At 71.4% G+C, this 18,294-nt stretch carries 17 protein-coding genes; 8 read left to right on the top strand and 9 right to left on the bottom strand.

Annotated elements, in window-relative coordinates; translation table 11 throughout:
• Nucleotides 1-71 precede the first annotated feature (71 nt).
• Entirely contained in the window at nt 72-629 is a 558-nt protein-coding gene (locus EDF27_RS11505) for a hypothetical protein (RefSeq protein WP_132048881.1), read from the top strand.
• Nucleotides 626-1,381 (top strand): PspA/IM30 family protein, encoded by a 756-nt coding sequence (locus EDF27_RS11500; protein WP_132048879.1) that lies wholly within the window; start codon nt 626-628, stop codon nt 1,379-1,381. Before EDF27_RS11505 ends, EDF27_RS11500 begins: the two co-directional genes overlap by 4 nt.
• Nucleotides 1,382-1,402: 21 nt before the next feature.
• On the opposite strand, the gene EDF27_RS11495 is transcribed toward EDF27_RS11500, so the two are convergent.
• Together EDF27_RS11495 and EDF27_RS11490 are read right to left on the bottom strand one after the other, a co-directional pair.
• A complete protein-coding gene (locus tag EDF27_RS11495; protein ID WP_123654312.1) occupies nt 1,403-1,747 on the bottom strand; it encodes a cytoplasmic protein in 345 nt (114 codons plus the stop codon).
• A 97-nt stretch (nt 1,748-1,844) separates the two neighbouring features.
• A complete protein-coding gene (locus tag EDF27_RS11490; RefSeq protein ID WP_132048877.1) occupies nt 1,845-2,855 on the bottom strand; it encodes a LacI family DNA-binding transcriptional regulator in 1,011 nt (336 codons plus the stop codon).
• A 135-nt stretch (nt 2,856-2,990) separates the two neighbouring features.
• Here EDF27_RS11490 and EDF27_RS11485 point away from each other — a divergent pair, with 135 nt between their 5' ends.
• From EDF27_RS11485 to EDF27_RS11470, 4 genes are all read left to right on the top strand, one after another.
• The gene (locus EDF27_RS11485) at nt 2,991-4,745 is read left to right on the top strand and encodes an alpha-amylase family glycosyl hydrolase (RefSeq protein WP_132048875.1); all 1,755 of its coding nucleotides are present in this window, start codon (nt 2,991-2,993) and stop codon (nt 4,743-4,745) included.
• 41 nt (nt 4,746-4,786) lie between these two features.
• A complete protein-coding gene (locus tag EDF27_RS11480) occupies nt 4,787-6,163 on the top strand; it encodes an extracellular solute-binding protein (protein WP_243698312.1) in 1,377 nt (458 codons plus the stop codon).
• 1 nt (nt 6,164) lies between these two features.
• Nucleotides 6,165-7,133: a sugar ABC transporter permease gene (locus EDF27_RS11475; RefSeq protein WP_185017216.1), complete on the top strand. Its 969-nt coding sequence runs from the start codon at nt 6,165-6,167 to the stop codon at nt 7,131-7,133.
• A 125-nt stretch (nt 7,134-7,258) separates the two neighbouring features.
• A complete protein-coding gene (locus tag EDF27_RS11470; protein ID WP_311316806.1) occupies nt 7,259-8,143 on the top strand; it encodes a carbohydrate ABC transporter permease in 885 nt (294 codons plus the stop codon).
• Nucleotides 8,144-8,192: 49 nt separating this feature from the next.
• Here EDF27_RS11470 and EDF27_RS11465 read toward each other — a convergent pair whose 3' ends face one another.
• Together EDF27_RS11465 and EDF27_RS11460 are read right to left on the bottom strand one after the other, a co-directional pair.
• Entirely contained in the window at nt 8,193-8,930 is a 738-nt protein-coding gene (locus EDF27_RS11465; protein WP_123703257.1) for a GAF and ANTAR domain-containing protein, read from the bottom strand.
• 36 nt (nt 8,931-8,966) lie between these two features.
• A complete protein-coding gene (locus EDF27_RS11460) occupies nt 8,967-9,206 on the bottom strand; it encodes a hypothetical protein (RefSeq protein WP_132048873.1) in 240 nt (79 codons plus the stop codon).
• On the opposite strand from EDF27_RS11460, the gene EDF27_RS11455 reads away from it, so the two are divergent.
• Nucleotides 9,201-9,521, top strand: coding sequence for a Sec-independent protein translocase TatB (locus tag EDF27_RS11455; RefSeq protein ID WP_123703255.1), 321 nt, complete (start codon nt 9,201-9,203; stop codon nt 9,519-9,521). The two genes, EDF27_RS11460 and EDF27_RS11455, sit on opposite strands and share 6 nt — an antisense overlap.
• Before the next feature lie 10 nt (nt 9,522-9,531).
• Here EDF27_RS11455 and EDF27_RS11450 read toward each other — a convergent pair whose 3' ends face one another.
• The 5 genes from EDF27_RS11450 to EDF27_RS11430 all read right to left on the bottom strand — a co-directional run bounded on the left by EDF27_RS11450 (nt 9,532) and on the right by EDF27_RS11430 (nt 17,504).
• Nucleotides 9,532-13,407: a family 78 glycoside hydrolase catalytic domain gene (locus EDF27_RS11450; protein WP_132048871.1), complete on the bottom strand. Its 3,876-nt coding sequence runs from the start codon at nt 13,405-13,407 to the stop codon at nt 9,532-9,534.
• Between the two features lie 570 nt (nt 13,408-13,977).
• The gene (locus EDF27_RS11445) at nt 13,978-14,478 is read right to left on the bottom strand and encodes a DUF427 domain-containing protein (protein ID WP_132048869.1); all 501 of its coding nucleotides are present in this window, start codon (nt 14,476-14,478) and stop codon (nt 13,978-13,980) included.
• Entirely contained in the window at nt 14,475-15,296 is an 822-nt protein-coding gene (locus tag EDF27_RS11440; RefSeq protein WP_132048867.1) for an alpha/beta hydrolase, read from the bottom strand. The genes EDF27_RS11445 and EDF27_RS11440 overlap by 4 nt, the downstream gene beginning before the upstream one ends.
• Entirely contained in the window at nt 15,296-16,681 is a 1,386-nt protein-coding gene (locus tag EDF27_RS11435) for an FAD-linked oxidase C-terminal domain-containing protein (RefSeq protein ID WP_132048865.1), read from the bottom strand. The genes EDF27_RS11440 and EDF27_RS11435 overlap by 1 nt, the downstream gene beginning before the upstream one ends.
• A gap of 82 nt (nt 16,682-16,763) precedes the next feature.
• The gene (locus EDF27_RS11430; RefSeq protein WP_123654288.1) at nt 16,764-17,504 is read right to left on the bottom strand and encodes a DUF1345 domain-containing protein; all 741 of its coding nucleotides are present in this window, start codon (nt 17,502-17,504) and stop codon (nt 16,764-16,766) included.
• A gap of 161 nt (nt 17,505-17,665) precedes the next feature.
• On the opposite strand from EDF27_RS11430, the gene EDF27_RS11425 reads away from it, so the two are divergent.
• Nucleotides 17,666-18,238: a TetR/AcrR family transcriptional regulator gene (locus EDF27_RS11425; RefSeq protein ID WP_123654287.1), complete on the top strand. Its 573-nt coding sequence runs from the start codon at nt 17,666-17,668 to the stop codon at nt 18,236-18,238.
• Nucleotides 18,239-18,294 lie beyond the last annotated feature (56 nt).

Raw genomic sequence — 18,294 nt, 5'->3', positions numbered from 1 at the left:
TCGATATCGCCCCGATCGGGTGATGGTCCGTCGCCGCGGCGCGAGTGATCCTGGTCGGCAGGAGGTTCTCGATGGACGTTCTCGGCTGGGTGCTGGTCTCGCTCGTGGTGGCGCTCATCGCGTTCTGGGCGGCAGTGGCGATCATCGTGCTGCGGATGGCCCGCGCCCTCCGACGCAGCACGACCGTCCGGACGATCGGCTGGCGGGTCCGGATGGCGACGACGCCCGGACCACGGCGGACCGCGATCGCGCTCAGGGCGGACCTCGCTCGCACGGTCGAACGGGCGCATGCGGCGCTCGCCTACGCGATCGCGGTCGACCGAGCGGAGCCCGGAGTCCGGCGGCTCGTCCTCCGCATCGATGCGGGTGCGGCCTCCGTCGACGGAGCGATCGCGTTCCTCCTGACCGACCACGACGCCGGCCGGGTCGCGGTCGAGCTGCCGGCGCTCCGGAGCCAGACCGCCGAGCTGTCCGGCATCGTCGACCGTCTCTCGAGCACGATCCGTTCCGTCACCAGCGAGACCGGCGGACGGATCTCGATCCTCCGGGACGACGTCGACCGGGAAGCGGCCGCGCTGGCGGCCGGGACGAATGCGTACCGAGACCTGACACGAAGGGACCGACCGTGAGCAACACCGGACGCCTGAAGGCCATCATGCAGGGCAAGGCCGCCCGAGCGATCGACCGGATGGACGATCCACGCGACGCCCTCGACGACACCTACGACCGTGAGGCCGAGATGCTCCAGCAGGTGCGCCGCGGGATCGCCGACATCGCCACGGCCCGCAAGCGCGTCGAGCTCCAGGGACAGGAGGAGGGCGCCCGGTACGCGCGGCTCGGCGAGCAGGCGCGGGACGCGATCGACCAGGGACGCGAGGACCTCGCTCGGATCGCCCTGGAACGACGGACGTCGGTCGCCGCGCAGGTCGCGACGCTCCGCGTGCAGTTCGAGGGGCTCGAACGCCAGCAGACCCGGCTGCAGGAGACGGAGCAGCGGCTCCGCGAACGGCTCGCGGCGTTCCGGATCGAGAAGGAGACGATCAAGGCCTCCTACGCGGCCTCAGCGGCACAGGTCCGCGTCAACGAGGCGGTCGCCGGCATCAGCGGTCAGTTCGACCAGGCCGCGGCACGGCTCGACCACGCCAGGGAACGCATCGCGCAGATGCAGGCTCGAGCTGCGGCCACCGACGAGCTCCTCGCGACGAACGGCATCCCCGACGTCACGGGCCGACCGGACGCGGACCTCGACCGGCAACTCGGGTCGACGACGGACCGCGCCGCGATCGACCGGGAACTCGCCGCGTTGCGGGAACGACCCGGGATCGACGGCGACGCTCGGGGCGGTGCCGGGTCCTGGCTCGAGATCGACGGTCCGCGCTGACCTCGGAACGGCCACGGCGGGTCACGGCACCGGGCCGAGGACGGATGTCGGCGCTCCGGCCCCTGGCGCGTCCTTCAGCTCGATGAGGACGGTGTGTGTCGGGGTCGCGCCGGTGTTGCGGCCGGAGTGTCGTTGCGCGGCGAGCCACACGGCCTTCCCGGCGGGGAGCGCGACGTCCACGGTCCGGTCGTCGGCGGCGAGCTGCCGTTCGAACGCGGTCAGCGTCACCATCACGCTGTTCGGGTGCCGGTGCGGGTGGGTCTGGTCGCCCGGCTCGTCCGTGTAGTCCAGCACCCGGACGTGCTCGTTCTCCCACAGCAGCCGGTAGTGCTCCGGGTCCGTCTCGAGGGGATCGTCTGCGGTCATCGTCGACTCGCTTCCGTTCATGTGCGTCGGTGCCCACCATCGTCCTCCGGTCGACGCCGGAACGCCGCGGATCGGGGCACCGGACCGCGCGGAGCGCTCAGCGCACCGCCGTCGAATCCCGCACGACCAGTTCCACGGGGATGACCACGGGCTCGCCGGGTGCACCCCGGCCCTGCACCTCGTCGAGGAGCATGCTCGCCGCGATCGACCCCTTCGCCGCGACGTCCTGGCGGACGGTCGTCAGCTTCGGCGTGACGTAGTGCGCGACGTCGATGTCGTCGAAGCCGACGATCGACACGTCGCCGGGGACGGAGCGGCCGTCCTGCCGGAGCCCCTCCGTGATGCCGACGGCCAGGATGTCGGCCGTGGCGAACACGGCGGTGACGTGCGGGTGGTCGCCGGCGAGCGCTGCGCCGGCGGTGACGCCGAACTCCCAGGTCGGGTCGACGACGACCTGGTCGGCCGGGTCCCATGCCACGCCGGCCTCGAGGTGCGCCTGCAGGAACCCCTCGAAGCGCTGGCGGACGAGGCCCACGTCGGAGAACGCCGGGCTGGCGAACGCGATCCGCCGGTGTCCGAGGGCGAGCAGGTGTTCGGCCGCGAGCCGTCCGCCCTCCCGGTCGTCGGAGCGCACCCCGGTGGTCCGGGTGTTCGCGGAGTAGCTGTCGAGCGCCAGGATCGGGGTGCCGCCGGTCGGTCGGAAACCGTCGACCTCTTCGTCGAGGAACCCGAGCACGACCGCGCCGTCGAGGTTCCAGGACCGCAGTGCGACGTCGACCTCGGCGGTCTCGTTCACGCCGCGGAACAGCAGGTGGTAGCCGCGATCGCGGAGTTGCCGTTCCAGGAACCCGAACACCGCGACGTTGTGCGGACTGAGCACGAGGATGTCGTGTTCGGATGACGGGACGAGCAGGCCGATCAGCCGTGAGGTCTTCGCGGCGAGGCTCCGCGCGGACGCGTTGGCCACGTAGCCGCGCCGATCGACGATGGCGCGGACGCGCTCGATGGTGCCGGCGGAGACCTTGTCGTGGTTGCCGTTCACGACGTTCGAGACCGTCATGAGGCTGACTCCGGCCTCGGCGGCGATGTCCTTGAGGGTGACGGGCACGGGCGGTTCGTTCCTGCTTCGTGAGGGGAGTTGACATCCGGGAGCGGAGCACCATATTGTCACTCCAGCGCCGAGTATAGCGCTAAACCAAATCCGGTCGAGGCACTGTCGCCCGACCGTCGGAAGGACCGGACGATGACGCTCAGCCCGCCCCGTGACACCGCGGCCACGCCCGGCACGTCGGCCTCCGACGACCCCGGTCTGGAGGCTCGGATCGGCTCCACGACGCCGGTCACCGACCAGGAGTGGTGGCGCACCGCCGCGATCTACCAGGTCTACGTCCGCAGCTTCGCGGACGGGAACGGCGACGGGATCGGCGACCTCGCGGGCGTCCGGTCACGGCTCGGGTACCTCGCCGCCCTCGGCATCGACGCGATCTGGTTCACCCCCTGGTACCGCTCACCGCTGGCCGACGGCGGGTACGACGTCGAGGACTACCGCGCGATCCACCCGGACTTCGGCGACGTCGCCGAGGCTGAGGCGCTCATCGCCGAGGCCGCTGCGCTCGGCATCCGCACGATCGTCGACGTGGTCCCGAACCACGTGTCCGACCAGCACGCCTGGTTCCAGGAGGCACTCGCGAGCGAACCGGGCAGCGACGCCCGGGCCCGGTTCTGGTTCCGCGACGGGCTCGGACCGGACGGGGACCTGCCGCCCGGCAACTGGCCGTCGAGCTTCTCCGGCAGCACCTGGACGCGGACCACGGACCCCGACGGCACGCCAGGGCAGTGGTACCTGCACCTGTTCACCCCCGAGCAGCCGGACCTGAACTGGGACCACCCGGACGTCCGGCGTGAGCACGAGGACGTCCTCCGGTTCTGGCTCGACCGCGGGGTCGCCGGTGTCCGGATCGACTCCGCCGCACTCGTGGCGAAGGACCCGGCGCTGCCGGAGATCGTGGGGGAGTACCCCGCCGGGCAGCACCCCAACGTCGACCGCGACGACCTGCACGAGATCTACCGCGGATGGCGTGCGGTCGCGGACGAGTACACCGCGCGTGCGGCGACGGACGACGGGGACACCCTCGGCGACCGGGTCCTCGTGGGGGAGATCTGGTTGGCGGACCTCGAGCGGTTCGCGCTCTACCTGCGGCCCGACGAGATCCACATGGCGTTCAACTTCGACTTCATGGCGCGGCCGTGGGGCGCCGAGGGACTCCGTGCCGCGATCGAGGAGACCCTCGCCGTGCACGGACCCGTCGGCGCCCCGGCGACGTGGGTGCTCTCGAACCACGACGTCACCCGCCCGGTGACCCGGTTCGGGCGCGAGGACAGCGCGTTCGCGTTCGACACCAAGCGGTCCGGGACGCCGAGCGACCTCGTCGTCGGCGCCCGACGTGCCCGGGCCGCCGCGATGCTCGCCGCCGCGCTCCCCGGTGCGCTCTACGTCTACCAGGGCGACGAGCTCGGGCTGCCCGAGGTGGAGGACATCCCGCTCGACCGGATCGAGGACCCGATGCACCACCGTTCCGGGGGTGTCGACCCGGGCCGCGACGGGTGCCGTGTCCCGCTGCCGTGGACGACCGACCCCGCGACGGCCGGCTTCAGCCCCGCCGGGGCCACCGGCGAGCCGTGGCTCCCGCAGCCCGCGGACTGGGGGACGTACTCGGTGGCCGCGCAGCAGGACGACCCCGCGTCGACGCTGTCCCTGTACCGCCGGGTGCTCGAACTCCGCCGTGGCGACGACCTGCAGCACGGCGACCTCGTCTGGGACGACGACGCCCCCGACGTCATCGCGTTCCACCGGGGCGCACTGCTCCACCGCACGAACTGCGGGACGACCGCGGTGCCGCTCCCCGACGACGCCGACGTCCTGCTCGCGAGCGGACCCCTCCCCGACCACACCCTGCCCCCGGACACGAGCGTCTGGCTCACCGTCCGTTCCGCCTGACACAGCACGCACCACCCGACCCGCTCCACGACCAAGAGGACATGACGATGAAGTCACGCACCAGGATCGCGTTCGCCGCGATCGCCACCACCGCAGCGATCGGCATGCTCGCCGGCTGCAGCACCGGATCGAACGCCGCCAGCTCCGACGGGAAGACCAAGATCGTCGTCGCCATCGACGCCGGCCTCGAGAAGCCGGCCAAGGTCGCCTTCCAGAACCAGGTGAAGGCGTTCGAGAAGGCCAACCCGAAGATCACCGTGACGAGCCGTGAGTACACGTGGACCGGCACGACGTTCGCCGCCGAGCTCGCCGGCGGCACGCTGCCGGACGTGTTCACGATCCCGTTCACGGACGGCAAGTCGCTCATCCAGCAGAACCAGATCGCGGACATCTCCGGCCTGGTCTCGAAGCTGCCGTACGCGGAGAAGTTCAACCCGAACGTCGTGAAGAACGGCGAGAACGCGGACGGCGACATCGAAGCCCTCCCCATCGCGGCGTACGGCCAGGCGCTGCACTACAACCGCGACCTGTTCACCCAGGCCGGTCTCGACCCGGACTCGCCGCCGACCACCTGGGCCGAGGTCCGCGCCGACGCGAAGCAGATCGCCGACAAGACCGGCAAGGCCGGCTACGCGACGATGACCCAGGGCAACACGGGCGGCTGGATCCTCACGTCACTGGCCTACGCGATGGGCGGTCGTGCGGAGACCGGCTCCGGCGCGAAGACCAAGGCCACCGTCGACACCGCCGCGTACGAGAAGGCCCTGACGCTCATGCAGGACATGCGGTGGAAGGACGACTCGATGGGCGGCAACTTCCTCTACGACTGGAACGCCATCAACCAGGCGTTCGCCTCCGGCCAGGTCGGCATGTACGTCTCCGGCGGCGGCAACTACGGCTCGCTCGTGTCGCAGAACCAGATCGACCCGAAGTCCTACGGCGAGACGGTCGTGCCCCTCAGCGGGAAGGACGCCGGAGCGCTCGGCGGTGGCACGCTCGCCGCGGTCAGCGCCAAGTCGACCGCCGAGCAGCAGGCCGCAGCGGTCAAGTGGATCGACTTCTACTACATGCAGAAGCTCTTCACGAAGGCCGACGCCCAGCGCGACGCGAAGACCCTCGCCGCCTCCGACCAGCCGGTCGGTGCGCCGCAGGTCCCGGTCTTCGACAAGGCCACCTACGACAAGACCCTCGAGTGGACCAAGGAGTGGATCAACGTGCCGCTCGACCAGATGAAGCCGTACACCGAGCAGCAGTTCGACCAGACGATCGTCCCGGAGCCGGCGAAGAACACGCAGGAGCTCTACGGCCTGCTCGACCCGGTGGTCCAGGCCGTCCTGACGGACAAGTCAGCGGACCCGGCGAAGCTGCTGTCGGACGCGCAGACGCAGATCCAGGCCAAGCTCGATTCGGCCAAGTGAGATGACGACCAACGCAACCGGGTTGCGGGAGCCGCGCCGAGCCTCCCGTCCGGACCCTGACGGTCCTCGGGACCGGCGGCGCACCCCCGCGACCTGGTTGCGTCGGGGTGGGCTTTCGACGCTCGTCTTCGCCCTCCCGCTGATCCTGGTCTTCGGGCTGTTCTCCTGGTGGCCCATCGTCCGCGCGACGGTGATGTCCTTCCAGCAGACGAACCTGGTGACCGCGCCGACGTTCGTCGGTTGGGACAACTTCGCGAACGTCCTGCACGACCCGCTCCTGCCGACGGCCATCGGCAACACCGTGTGGTTCGCGGTGCTGGCCCTGGTGTTCGGCTACCCGCTGCCGCTCGTGATGGCCGTGCTGATGAGCGAGCTCCGTCGGGCGAAGGGCTTCTTCAGCGCCTTGGTCTACCTGCCGGTGGTCGTCCCGCCGGTGGTCGCGGTGCTGCTCTGGAAGTTCTTCTACGACGGATCCGCGACCGGTGTCTTCAACACGATCCTCGGGTTCGTCGGGATCCCGCCACAGCCGTGGCTGCAGAACGCCGGCACCGCGATGCCGTCCCTGGTGCTCGAGGCGACGTGGGCGGCGGCCGGTGGCACCGTGATCATCTACCTGGCGGCGCTGCTCTCGGTGCCGCCCGAGCTCTACGACGCCGCCGAGGTGGACGGCGCCCGCGTGTGGCGGAAGATCTGGCACGTCACGCTGCCACAGCTCCGCGGCGTGCTGTTCGTGACGCTCATCCTGCAGGTGATCGGGACGGCGCAGGTGTTCCTCGAGCCGTACCTGTTCACCGGCGGCGGGCCGAACAACTCCACCACGACGATCCTGCTGATGATCTACGACTACGCGTTCGCGAACTCGACCGGCGGCGACTACGGATCGGCCACCGCGCTCAGCATCATGCTGGCGATCGTGCTCGCGGCGCTCAGCATCCTGTACTTCCGGCTCACGAAGAAGTGGAGCGTCTGATGACCTCGACGGTTCCCTCCGCACCCGTCCTCGGCTCCGACGACCCCGCCGGTGCGAGCGTCGCACCGGTGCGTCGACCGCCGCTCCGGCCAGTCCGCCGACCGCCGCGTCGGTCGGCGGCCCCGGTGGACAGCACCAGCCGCGGCATCATCGCGCGTGCCGACCGCGGCCGGCGCTCCGTCCGTGCGTCACTGTTCTCGCTGAACGGGCTGCTGCTCATCGGCCTGGTCGGGCTCGGCCTCGGGCCGATGCTCTGGCTCGCCAAGTCCGCGATCACCCCGACCCAGGACACGCTCCGCACGCCGCTCGCGCTGTTCCCGAACGGCGTCGACTGGGCGAACCTCTCCGCGGCCTGGAACGACGTCCACATCAGCCTGTACTTCGGGAACACGCTCGTCCTGGCCATCGGGGCGTGGGTGATGCAGATCCTGGTCGCGACGACCGGCGGCTACGTGCTCTCGATCCTGCGGCCGGCGTACGCGCGCGTGCTCGAGGGCATGGTGCTCTCCACGCTGTTCATCCCGTCGGTGGTGCTGCTCGTCCCGCTGTACCTGACGATCCTGCACCCGCCCGTGATCGGGACGTCGCTCATCAACACGTACTGGGCGGTCTGGCTGCCGGCCGGCGCCAACGCGTTCAACATCCTGCTCGTCAAGCGGTTCTTCGACGCGCTCCCGCGGGAGGTCTTCGAGGCCGCGTCGACCGACGGCGCCGGACCGTTCCGGATGTTCTGGTCGATGGTGCTGCCGATGTCCAAGCCGATCCTCGGGGTGGTGTCCGTGTTCGCGGTCATCAACTCGTGGAAGGACTTCCTGTGGCCGCTGCTCGTCCTGCCGGACCCGGCGCTCCAGCCGCTCTCGGTGCGGCTGCCGAGCATCCAGTCCACGACCGAGCTCGACGTGTTCCTGGCGGCACTGGCGATCTCCACGCTCATCCCGGTGGTGCTGTTCCTCGGGTTCCAGCGGATGTTCCTGAACTCGGCGGGGCTGGGCGGCGCGGTCAAGGGGTGAACCGGCGGTGGTGGGTCCCCTTAGAAGCGGTGTCCGCCGCGGATGCTCCTCAGGCGGTGCTCCCGAGGTCCGAGCCGCGGTGGACGACGTCCTCGGCCGAGGCCCGCATGCCGTTGCCAGCACTGTGCGCCGCGCGCCGGAGGACCTGGAAGGCCTCGTCGATGCGGATGCCACGTCGGAACGCGAGCGCACCCTTCGCCTGCTCCACGACCACGCGCGCCTGGAGTGCGTCCTGGACCTGCTCGTCGAGGCTGTGCAGGCGCCCGCCGTCCCGCTGCCGGACGAGTGCGGCGGAGGCGGCGTCGGCGAGCAGCTGGATCAGCACCACGTCACTGTCGTCGTGTCCGTCCCGGTGTGCTGCGAAGACGCACAACGAGCCGATCGTCGCGTCCCGCAGCCGGATCGGTTCGGCGAACGTCCCGTGGAGTCCTCGCCCGCGCAGGGTCTCCGTGAACACCGGCCACACCGACTCGTGGGTGGCCACGTCCGGCACGTCGATCGCCTTCCCGGTTCGGTGGCAGTCCACGCACGGGCCCTCGTTCGTGCCGAGCTGCGCCTCCTCCGCGTCGCTGCTGCGCTCGCTGGTCGACGCGATCACGTGCAGGGTGCCGGATGCGTCACCCAGGACGACCCCGGCCTCGGTCGCCGAGGTGAGCTCGACGCACGCAGCGATGACGCGGTCCATCGCGTCGAGGACTTCGAGTTCCGGTTCCAGGACGCTGGTGAGTCCCGCGGACAGGCGCTCGAACCGGTCCGCTCCGCGCGGCTGTTCGTCGGTCGTGCTCATGGCCCGGATCGTACGACCAGACAGATCACGCACCGTTCAGACAGTCCGCGCAACGCGGATGGGCATCGACCCGTTCGTGGTGGTGCTGCTCTCCCTCGCCGGCGTCGCGGGGCTCGTGGCGATCACCGTCTCCTGAGCGGTGAGCACGGCGAGCGCCTCCATCAGGGCACCTCGCTGCGCTTCGTGCAACGGTGCGAACAGGTCCTGGAGCACCTCCGCCGCGATCTCGTGGCCACCGTCGAGTGCTGCGCGGCCGGTGTCGGTGAGGGTGTGCACGAGCGGCACCTGCCGCACTACGCGCAGACGCTCGCGGAGTTCGTCAAGGCGGCGCGGGCATTCGCGCAGGACGCGAAGTCGCAGCTGCGCGAGGAGATGGGGCCGGACTTCGACGACGTCGAGTGGCGGTCGCTGGACCCGCGGCAGTACGACCCGCGGCGGATCGTCCGGGACGCGTTGGCGGCGCCGGCCGAAGCCCTGGTGCCGACCGTCGTCGAGACCGTGCAGGTGACCGCGCCGCGGGTCCGGGCAACCGCGCCGGTCGTTCCGCTGGCAACGGGGGAGGTGGCGCCGTTCGACGCGGAGGGCACGTGAGCGGTGAGCGCTACCGGCACACCCCGCGGAGCACCGCAGCCGGCGTCGCGCCGACCGACACCGTGTGACACCCGGGCCCGACCTCGACCACCGCATCCCCGCCCGTCCGCGTCGCCGGCTGCGACACCCCGTCCACCCACACGCTCGAGCTCGTCCCCGGCACCCGCACGCTTGCACGCGTGGTCGCCGGCACGGACACCGCCACGTCGACCCCGGACCCCACGATCGCGTACCCGGCCCGGATCGTCCCGCGCACGGTCGGCCGCGCGAGCGTCGCGTTCGCGATCCCGCCGGGCTCCGGCGCGACCTCGAACGTGGACCACGAGGGCGTGGTGGCCCGGAGCCCGACGAGGCTCGACACCACGATCGAGGCCGGTGACGCCGCCCACGGGTGGGAGTAGGTCGTGTTCGCCTTGAGGGACAGGTCCCACGCCTCCATCGTCGCGCCGGCACCGACGCGGATCATGTTCGACCAGCTCCGCTTCCCGGTGCTGGTCAGCATCGCGGTCGCCGCCGTGGCCTGGCCGTTCGCGAACAGCCCCGGCACGAGGAACGCGGCGCAGTACACGCTGCAGGCCATGCCGCGGCCGGCGACGTACGCCGCTGCCCGGGTGGCCGTCGACGTGTCGGCGACGCCGGCGGCGAGTGCGAAGGCGCTCGCCTGCACGGCCCAGTGCGCGACGGCACCGCCGCTCGCGGTGAGCCCGTCGCGGTAGGCGCGCTTGGTCGGGTCCCAGAGCCGGGCGTTGATCGCGGTGCGGAGCGCCGCGGCCTGCTTCGTGTACGTCGCGGCGTCGGCGGTCCGGCCGATCGCGGTCGCCAGCTCCGACATCACGACGAGGTCCCGGTACGTCAGCGCGTTCACGACGGTGTTGGTCGTCGTGAACACGTACCCGTCGCGTTCGGCGCCGGGCCAGTCCACGATGTCCTTCGACGAGTCGTGCCGCACCAGGCCGGTCCCCGTGTCGATGTACTTCGTCAGCAGGGTCTTCTGCAGTGCGGCCCAGTTCGCGGAGATCTCGGTGGTGTCGCCGGTCTCCATCCACCGGGCGTGGACGGCGAGGGCGTCGAACAGCGGCCACTCGGTCGGCCAGGTGGCGTTCGCCAGGAGCCACCGCGACGTGTACGCGGCGGCGGCGGAGTCGGTGTCGAGCGCCGCCTGCGCGAGCTGCTCGATGTACGCGTCGGCCTCGTACGGTGCCCGTTCGCGCTCCCACGAGTCGACGTACATGCCGAGCGTGGTGCTCTCGATCGTGGTGGCGGACAGGTCGCGGACCGCGTCGAGCGTGGCGTTGGAGGAGTCGAAGTCGGCGTCGGTCCCGATGGGGGAGTGCAGCGCGACGGCCCGGACGGCGGACGCGGTGACGCCGGACGGCAGCCCGGTGATCTGCACGTACCGGAAGACCCGGAGCCCCCAGCCCGCGATCGTCTGCTTGCCGGGGCGCAGACGGTAGGAATCGACCCAGCGGTTGCCGGCCGTGGTCGTCGCGGCGATGGTCTTCGCCGAGGTCAGGGTCTCGCCGTAGGTCACGGTGACGTTCCGGGCCGCGCTGCTCGACACGGCCAGGCTGATGCCGCCCATCCACGTCCTGCCGAAGTCGACGACGAGCGTGCCGGATGCGGAACGGACGGTCGAGCGCACCGCGTGCGTGGTCTCCACGATCGGCACGAGCGGGGACGCGGTCAGCGCGGCGATCGTCGGGCGGACCTCGGCGGCCCGCCAGCTGCTGTCGTCGAACGCGGCCGTGTCCCAGCCGTCCGGGTACCGGGCCGCGTCGATGTTCTCCGACGGGGCGACGTAGTACCCGGTGCCGACCGAGGCGCCCGGACGGAAGGCGCCGGTGCCGTCGAGCGTGCGCCACGACGATCCGCTCCCGATGACGACACGCGTGCCGTCCTCGTAGGTGACGACGAGCTGGACCAGCAACCGCCGGTCCGCCGTCGTGTAGGCGAGCGCGGCGAGCGCGTTCCGCTGCCCGGCGTGCAGCAGGGACGTGACGTCCGTGCTGTCGTAGCGGACCTCGGTGCCGATGGGCCGCACCGGGCCGGCGGCGGCGAACGACCCGTTCACCGAGAGCCGGTACACGTACTGCCGCGTCGGCGCCGGCGAGGACCCGGTGGACCACACCGTCGCCCAGCGGATCTTCCCGGCGGGCAGGGTGAACGAGGTCCTGGCGAACGTCCAGTCCGGCACGGCCGAGTCGATGAGGCAGCGGCTCCCCTTCGGCACCGACAGGACGCCCGTCGCGCTGAGGGTCGCGCAGGACATGTCGGTCCGGGCGGAGTTCTTCGCGTACACCTGCAGCCCGGACGGCGCGGTGACGGTGAAGACGTTCGCCTGCACCGTCTCCTTCGTGCTGGTCCGGAAGCCGACCAGCCCTCGGCTGAACGTCTTGTCCGTCCGGGTGTCCACGAGCCGCCCGGCGAACCAGGTGCGGATCGTGGAGCCCTGCACCTGGATCCGGATCGCGTACTGGTGCGCCTTCAGCACCTTGGTCTTCAGGGACACCGTCTTCAGCAGCCGGTAGGACCCGTGCACCTGCACGTGCGGGCGGAGCGTCGAGGTCGCCGTGTCGAACTGCCAGAGGTACCCGTTCGCGTCGTCCGACGCGCGGAGGACGATGCCGGTCGGCGACGCGCCCATCATCACCGTCGCGTGCACGGTGTAGTTCGCCCACGCGTCGTACACGCAGTTCGCGCGGACGCCGACCGTCGTCCGCCCGTTCTTCAGCGTCGTGCAGGGCAGGTCCGGGGTCGACGTCGTCCCGCTCGCCGACCAGAGCGCCGCCCCGTCCGAGGACGTGACGCGGAGTCCGGTGATCGATCCCCGCTCCGAAGCGCCGGTGCGGACGCCGACCCACCCCTCGGTGAACGTCGAGTCCCGCCGGTCGTCCACGACCGTCCCGCGGACCGAGGTGACGATCCGGTTCCCCGTGACCACGATGCGGACCGGGAACGCGGAGCCCCGGGTGATGCGGACGCCGGCGTTCGCCAGCCGGATCGCGGGCAGTGCCCGGTAGGCGCCGTTCCGCTGGACGTGCGGCACGAGCGTGTCGTTGTCCGCGCGGAACTGCCACAGGTACCCGTTGCGTGCGTCCTTCGCCCGGAACACCACGCCCATGGCCACCGCGTCCACGGTGACCGTCGCGTCGACGGTGTAGCTCTGCCACGCGGTGGTCGGCTTCGCGGACCAGATCGGCTTCGCGGACCACGCGCTCACCGTGGTGCCGAACGTCGACGGCGTCGCCCACGGCGAGGCGGGGCGGTCGTCGCCGGTGCTCTGCACGCTGAACCAGTACCGCGCCGAGTTCGCCAGGCGCGGTCCCCGGTACGGCACGTTCTGCGTCGCCGCCGACGTTACGTTCCCGGAGTCCCAGACGTCCCCGGTGCCCGCCGCCGCTGCCGCCGGCGACGTGGCCACGACGATCCGGTAGGTGCGCTCCACCGCCGCGTCCGGCACCCATGAGAACCGCACGGTGGCGCTCGGGTCGACCGCCATGGGCGAAGTCGCCCCGTTCACGCGGAGCGCGGTCGGCCGGGAGGCCGGGGTCGGTTCCGGCGTCGCCGTTGCTGTCGCCGTCGCCGTGGGCGTCGGCTCGGGTGGGGCAGTGGTCGTCGGTTCCGGCGTCGGGGTCGCGGTCGCGGACGGCGTCGGTGACTCGGACGGCGTCGGGACATCGGGCGTGGGAGTCGCCGTCGGTGCGCCGGGGTCATCGGGGTCCGTCGGCTGCTCCGACACTTCAGGCGACGGCGACGCGGTCGATCCCGACGGGTCGACGGTGCTCGCGAACGCGGGGGCTGTCGTGACGGCTCCGCTGAGGACGACGACGGCGGCGAGGAGGACGCCGAGCACCGTTCGGGCGCGACGAGGAGGACGAGGACGCATGGACCCGTTCTGGGAAGAGGGCAGACGAAGCAACGGGCCGGACGGCCGATCTCGACCTTATGGAGGATCCCTCGCTTCGAGAACACCCCAGATCAGGTGGCGGGGGCGGGTCGCTGTCCCGCGCCCCGTCCTGGCCCCTTGTCCTGTCCCTGCCGCAGCGCCAGCGCCAGCGCGATCGAGTGCGCAGACGCGGGGCTCCACGACGGGCGATACCTCCGTCTTCAGCGCACTCGATGCGGCGGGCCCGGTCGCGATCAATGACTCGACGCTCGGGTTCGGCGTGAACACCATCGCCCCGTCGACGAGTACTACCGAACCCGCGAGGGCTTCCCGTTCACCGGTCGGATCCACCGCGTCGACATCGACTTCGTCTCGGACGTCGCCGACATCTCACCGAAGGAGAAGGTCCGCCAACACCTCGACATGGACTGGCTTCTGCACACCGACTCCTCCCGACGTCCTTCCTGACCGGCGCGGACCAGAACTGGACCACGGTGCCGGACGGGAGGCACGGGGCGGGCCCGACCCGCGCCTCCCGTCCGGCCCGTCACCATCTGCAGAGCCGCAGCGTCACCACCCGAGGGTGCCGGGTTCGCCCTTGAACGGGCCGACCACCTTCGACGTGATCCAGCCGCCGTAGAAGTCACCGGCCTGGGCGTGGACGGTCTCGCCCGCGACCTCGCAGGAGTCCATCTGGCCGGGGTAGATCGCGACGCGGTCGAGCAGCTCGGCGAAGCCGGGCTCGGGGGTGGGGTAGGTCCAGCCGGCACGGGGGACGGTCGTGTCGCCGCCGTGCACGTCGAAGTAGCTCGCACGTCCCTTGAACTCGCACATGCTCGAGCCGGTCGTGGGGGTCAGCGCTCCCGGCACGAAGTCGTCCGCGGGGATGTAGTAGACGGGCGGGTGGCTCGTCTCCAGGACGCGGACGGCGGACGTGGTGTCCGCGATCGCGACGCCACCGAGTCGGACGACGATCCGCTCGGTGGAGGACTCGACGCGGGGCGGGCGGGGGTAGTCCCAGACGGACTCCTGGCCGGGGCCGGGCTGGACGGGCGCGGGGTGACGGTTCACAGTGACTCCAGGAAGGCGAGGAGGACGTCGTTGAAGGCGTCGGGCTGGTCGAGGTTGGTGGCGTGGCCGGCGTCCTCGATGACGACGACCCTGCCGTTCGGGTTCACGCCGACGGCTGCCTCGGCGTGGGAGCACGGCCAGAGCTGGCTGTCCCGTCCGGCGACCATCGTGAAGGGGACGTCGAGCCGCTCGACGACGTCGCGCCAGTCCTGCTGGCCGTGGTCGCGGAGCAGGCGGACGGTCTCCGGCGCGTTCGGGGTGCGGACGGCCGGGAAGCCGCCGATCCTGGCGATGAGTCGCTGGACGCCGGCGTTCCCCTGGTCGACACGGAGGCCGCGGCCGGTGTCCGGGATGCCCTGGTCGAAGAAGGTGCCGCTGTTCTCCGGCGTCATGCCGTAGAAGCCGTGCGGCCAGTCGTCGGTGTTGATGAGCTTCGGGGTCTGGTCGATGGTCAGGACGCCGGCGATGCCCTCGGTGCCGAACAGGTCGATCGTGGCCCAGATCGTGCTCGCGCCCATGGACTGCCCGACGAGGACGGCGTCCTGCAGGTCGAGGACCTCCAGCAGCTCGTGCAGGTCGGCACCGTGGCGGGCGACCCGCTGACCCCGGAGGGTGTCCTCGCTCTCGCCGTGGCTCCGGCGGTCGAAGGCGATCACCCGGTGCCCGGCGGCGCGGAGGGCGTCCTCCTGCAGTGCCCAGCCCGTCGCGGGCATGGCGTAGCCGGCGACGAGGACGACCGTGCGCCCGCCGGGGCCCGCCGGACCGGAGTCGGTGTACGCGAGGCGGGCGCCGTCGGAGGAGGTGAAGGTGGCGACCATCAGAACGCCTTGCCGGGGTTGAGCGTGCCGGCGGGGTCGAGAGCGTCCTTGACGGAGCGGTGCATCGCGATGACGCGCTCGCCGAGCTCCTGCCGGAGGCCGGGGAGCTTCAGCAGCCCGACGCCGTGCTCGCCGGTCACCGTGCCGCCGAGCGCCAGGCAGTCGGCGACGATCCGGTCGAAGGCGGTCTTCGCTCGGTCCTTCGCGGCGGGGTCGTCCTCCGGCGCGATGATCAGCGGGTGCAGGTTGCCGTCACCGGCGTGCGCGATGTTGGCGATCGTGACGTCGTTCGCGGCGGCGGTCGCCTGGATCCGCCGGAGCATCTCGGGGACCGCGCTGCGGGGGACGCAGATGTCCTCGGTCAGGACCGGGCCGAGGCGTTCGAGCGCCGGGTAGGCGAGCCGGCGGGCCTGGAAGAGTCGGTCGATCTCCTCCGGGTCGGTGGCGCGTTCGACGTCGGTGCCACCGGCGTCCCCGAAGACCCGGGCGACGTGGTCGGCGATCTCGTCCCCGGCCGCCCCGCGTTCGTCGATGCGGGCGAGCAGGAGGGTGTCGACCTCGGACGGCAGACCGAGGTGCATCCACTCGTCCACGGCGCGGAGGCAGGTGCGGTCGACGATCTCCAGCGCGGCGGGGATGATCCCGGCGCGGGAGATCGCCGCGACGGCGTCACCGGCGGCGCTGAGGGACGGGAAGTAGCCGATGACGGCGCGTTCGTCGCGGCCGGCGAGGGGGAGGAGCTTCACGGTGACGCTCGTGACGATGCCGAGCGTCCCCTCGGAGCCGACCATCAACGCGGTCAGGTCGTAGCCGGCGACGCCCTTCGCGGTCTTCCGGCCGAGCTGCACCACGGAGCCGTCCGCGAGGACGACGGTGAGCCCGAGGACGTAGTCGCGGGTGACGCCGTACTTGACGCAGCAGATGCCGCCGGCGTTCGTGGCGACGTTGCCGCCGATGGTCGAGATCGCGGAGCTCGCCGGGTCCGGCGGGTACCAGAGGCCGTGCTCGGCGACGGTGGCGCGGAGGGCGTCGTTGATGACGCCGGGCTGGGTGACGGCGTAGCGCTCGTCGGTGTTCACCTCGAGCACGGCGTTCATCAGCTCGAGGGACAGGACGATGCTGTCCGCGACGGCGTTCGCGCCGCCGGAGAGTCCCGTGCCGGCTCCGCGGGGGACGACCCGGACGCCGGCTGCTGCCGCCCAGCGGACCGCGGCGACGACGTCGTCGGTGCTCCGGGCCCGGACGACCGCCAGCGGCCGGGAGAACTCGGCCCACTCGGCGTCGTCGTGGCTGTAGCGCTCGAGCGAGGCCGGGTCGCGGAGGACCTGGTCGGCACCGAGGAGCTCGTCGAGGGCGGCGGTGTCCACCGGGGTGGTGACGGTCATCGTGGGTCCTTCCGGGGTGGTCGGGGCCGACGATACCGCTCGCGTCAGGGGATTCCGCGCGCGTCAGGGGATCCCGCTCGCGTCAGGATCCGAGCAGGGAGACGGCGCGGGCGATGACGAGCGCGACCATCACGAACGACGCGGCGGACTGCAGACCCATCAACCCCTTCACCCGGGAGGACAGCGGCATCACGTCGGTGGGGGAGTACGCCGTCGAGTTCGTCAGGGAGAGGTAGAGGTAGTCGACGAAGGAGGGCACCCAGTCGCTCTTCACCGAGGAGCGTCGCTGCACCTCGATGACCGTGTTCTCGTCCTCGTCCTGCGGGAACCGGAAGTCCGCCGGCGGCAGGTCGGCCCGGTGGTCCACACGGCGGGACACCGGGCCCCCGCGGTCGAGCTCCCAGAACAACAGGCCGAACGCCATGATGTTCGTGATCCAGACCTGGAGCGCGGCGAGCAGGTCTGCTGGACCGTTCGGGTGCTCCTGGGACACCAGGACGACGATCAGGATCACCAGTGCCGCCTGGTTCGCGACGACCAGCAGCAGCGCGAGCGCCGTGGACATGGTGCGCGACCAGCGGGTCTGACGGTCGAGCCGGACGGGGTTGAGGATCGTGACCGGGATGAGCAGGACGAGCCCGAGGGCGACCACACCGAAGCGCAGGGACGCGGGGAACTCGCTCGGCAGGGCGCCGTAGAGGCCGAGCGCGATGAGGACCGCCACGACGGCCGGCCAGCGGAGCTCGGTGCCGACACGGCGGTCCGCCTCACCCGGTGGGGTCTCGTCGTCCTGCTCTGTGCTGCTCGTGCGTCCGCCGCTCATGCCCCGACCGTACTGCGCGGCCGGACCCGCCAGCGCCGCGCATCGCGGACAGGTGGGGCGTCCGGACCGCCGGTCATCGGACACCTGGCGGCGCTCGGGCGACGCTGGCCTATGGTCAGGACTCGGAACTCCTCCGCAGCACCCTCCCGATCGGACCCGTCATGCCCGCAGTCCTCAGTGACGTCGAGTGCCACCGACGGTTGATGGCGGCCGCGGACGACCTCTTCAACCGCGCCGGGACGACCACGGTGGAACTCGAGGACGTCGCGCTCCGTGCCGGTGTGCCGGCGGGCCGTGCGGCCTCGGTCGTGGTGTCGAAGGACGCCCTCGTCGAGGCGGTCCTCCGCCAGCAGCACGACCGGTGGACCGGCAACCTGCTCCGCGCGGTCGACCCCATCGACGATCCCCGCGACGCGCTCATCGGCATCTTCACGTTCCTCGAGGGCTGGTTCGCCGAGGACGACTTCGCCGGCTGCGTGTTCATCAACGCGTACGGGGAGCTCGGTCGGACGAACCCGCGGGTCCTCGCGATGGTGCGTGACCACACGCGGGTGTTCACCGGGATCGTCGACGACCTCGTGACCAGCGCCGGTCTCCCGGCGATGTTGACGGCCTCGATCGTCCTGCTGGCCGAAGGGGCGCAGGTCGCAGCGGCGACGATGGGCACGGTCGCCCCGGCTCGCGAGGCGCGGACGTCCGCCGCGATGCTCATCGGGCTGTACGGACCGCAGTGACCGGCGCGATCCGGACAGGGACGTGCCACTGACGGGCTCCGCGTCATCTGCGTGTG

It is taken from the genome of Curtobacterium sp. PhB136 (assembly GCF_004346855.1).
Lineage (GTDB): Bacteria > Actinomycetota > Actinomycetes > Actinomycetales > Microbacteriaceae > Curtobacterium.
The sequence above is the reverse complement of the archived record's forward strand: the minus strand, read 5'-3'. Positions and strand labels throughout refer to the sequence as shown.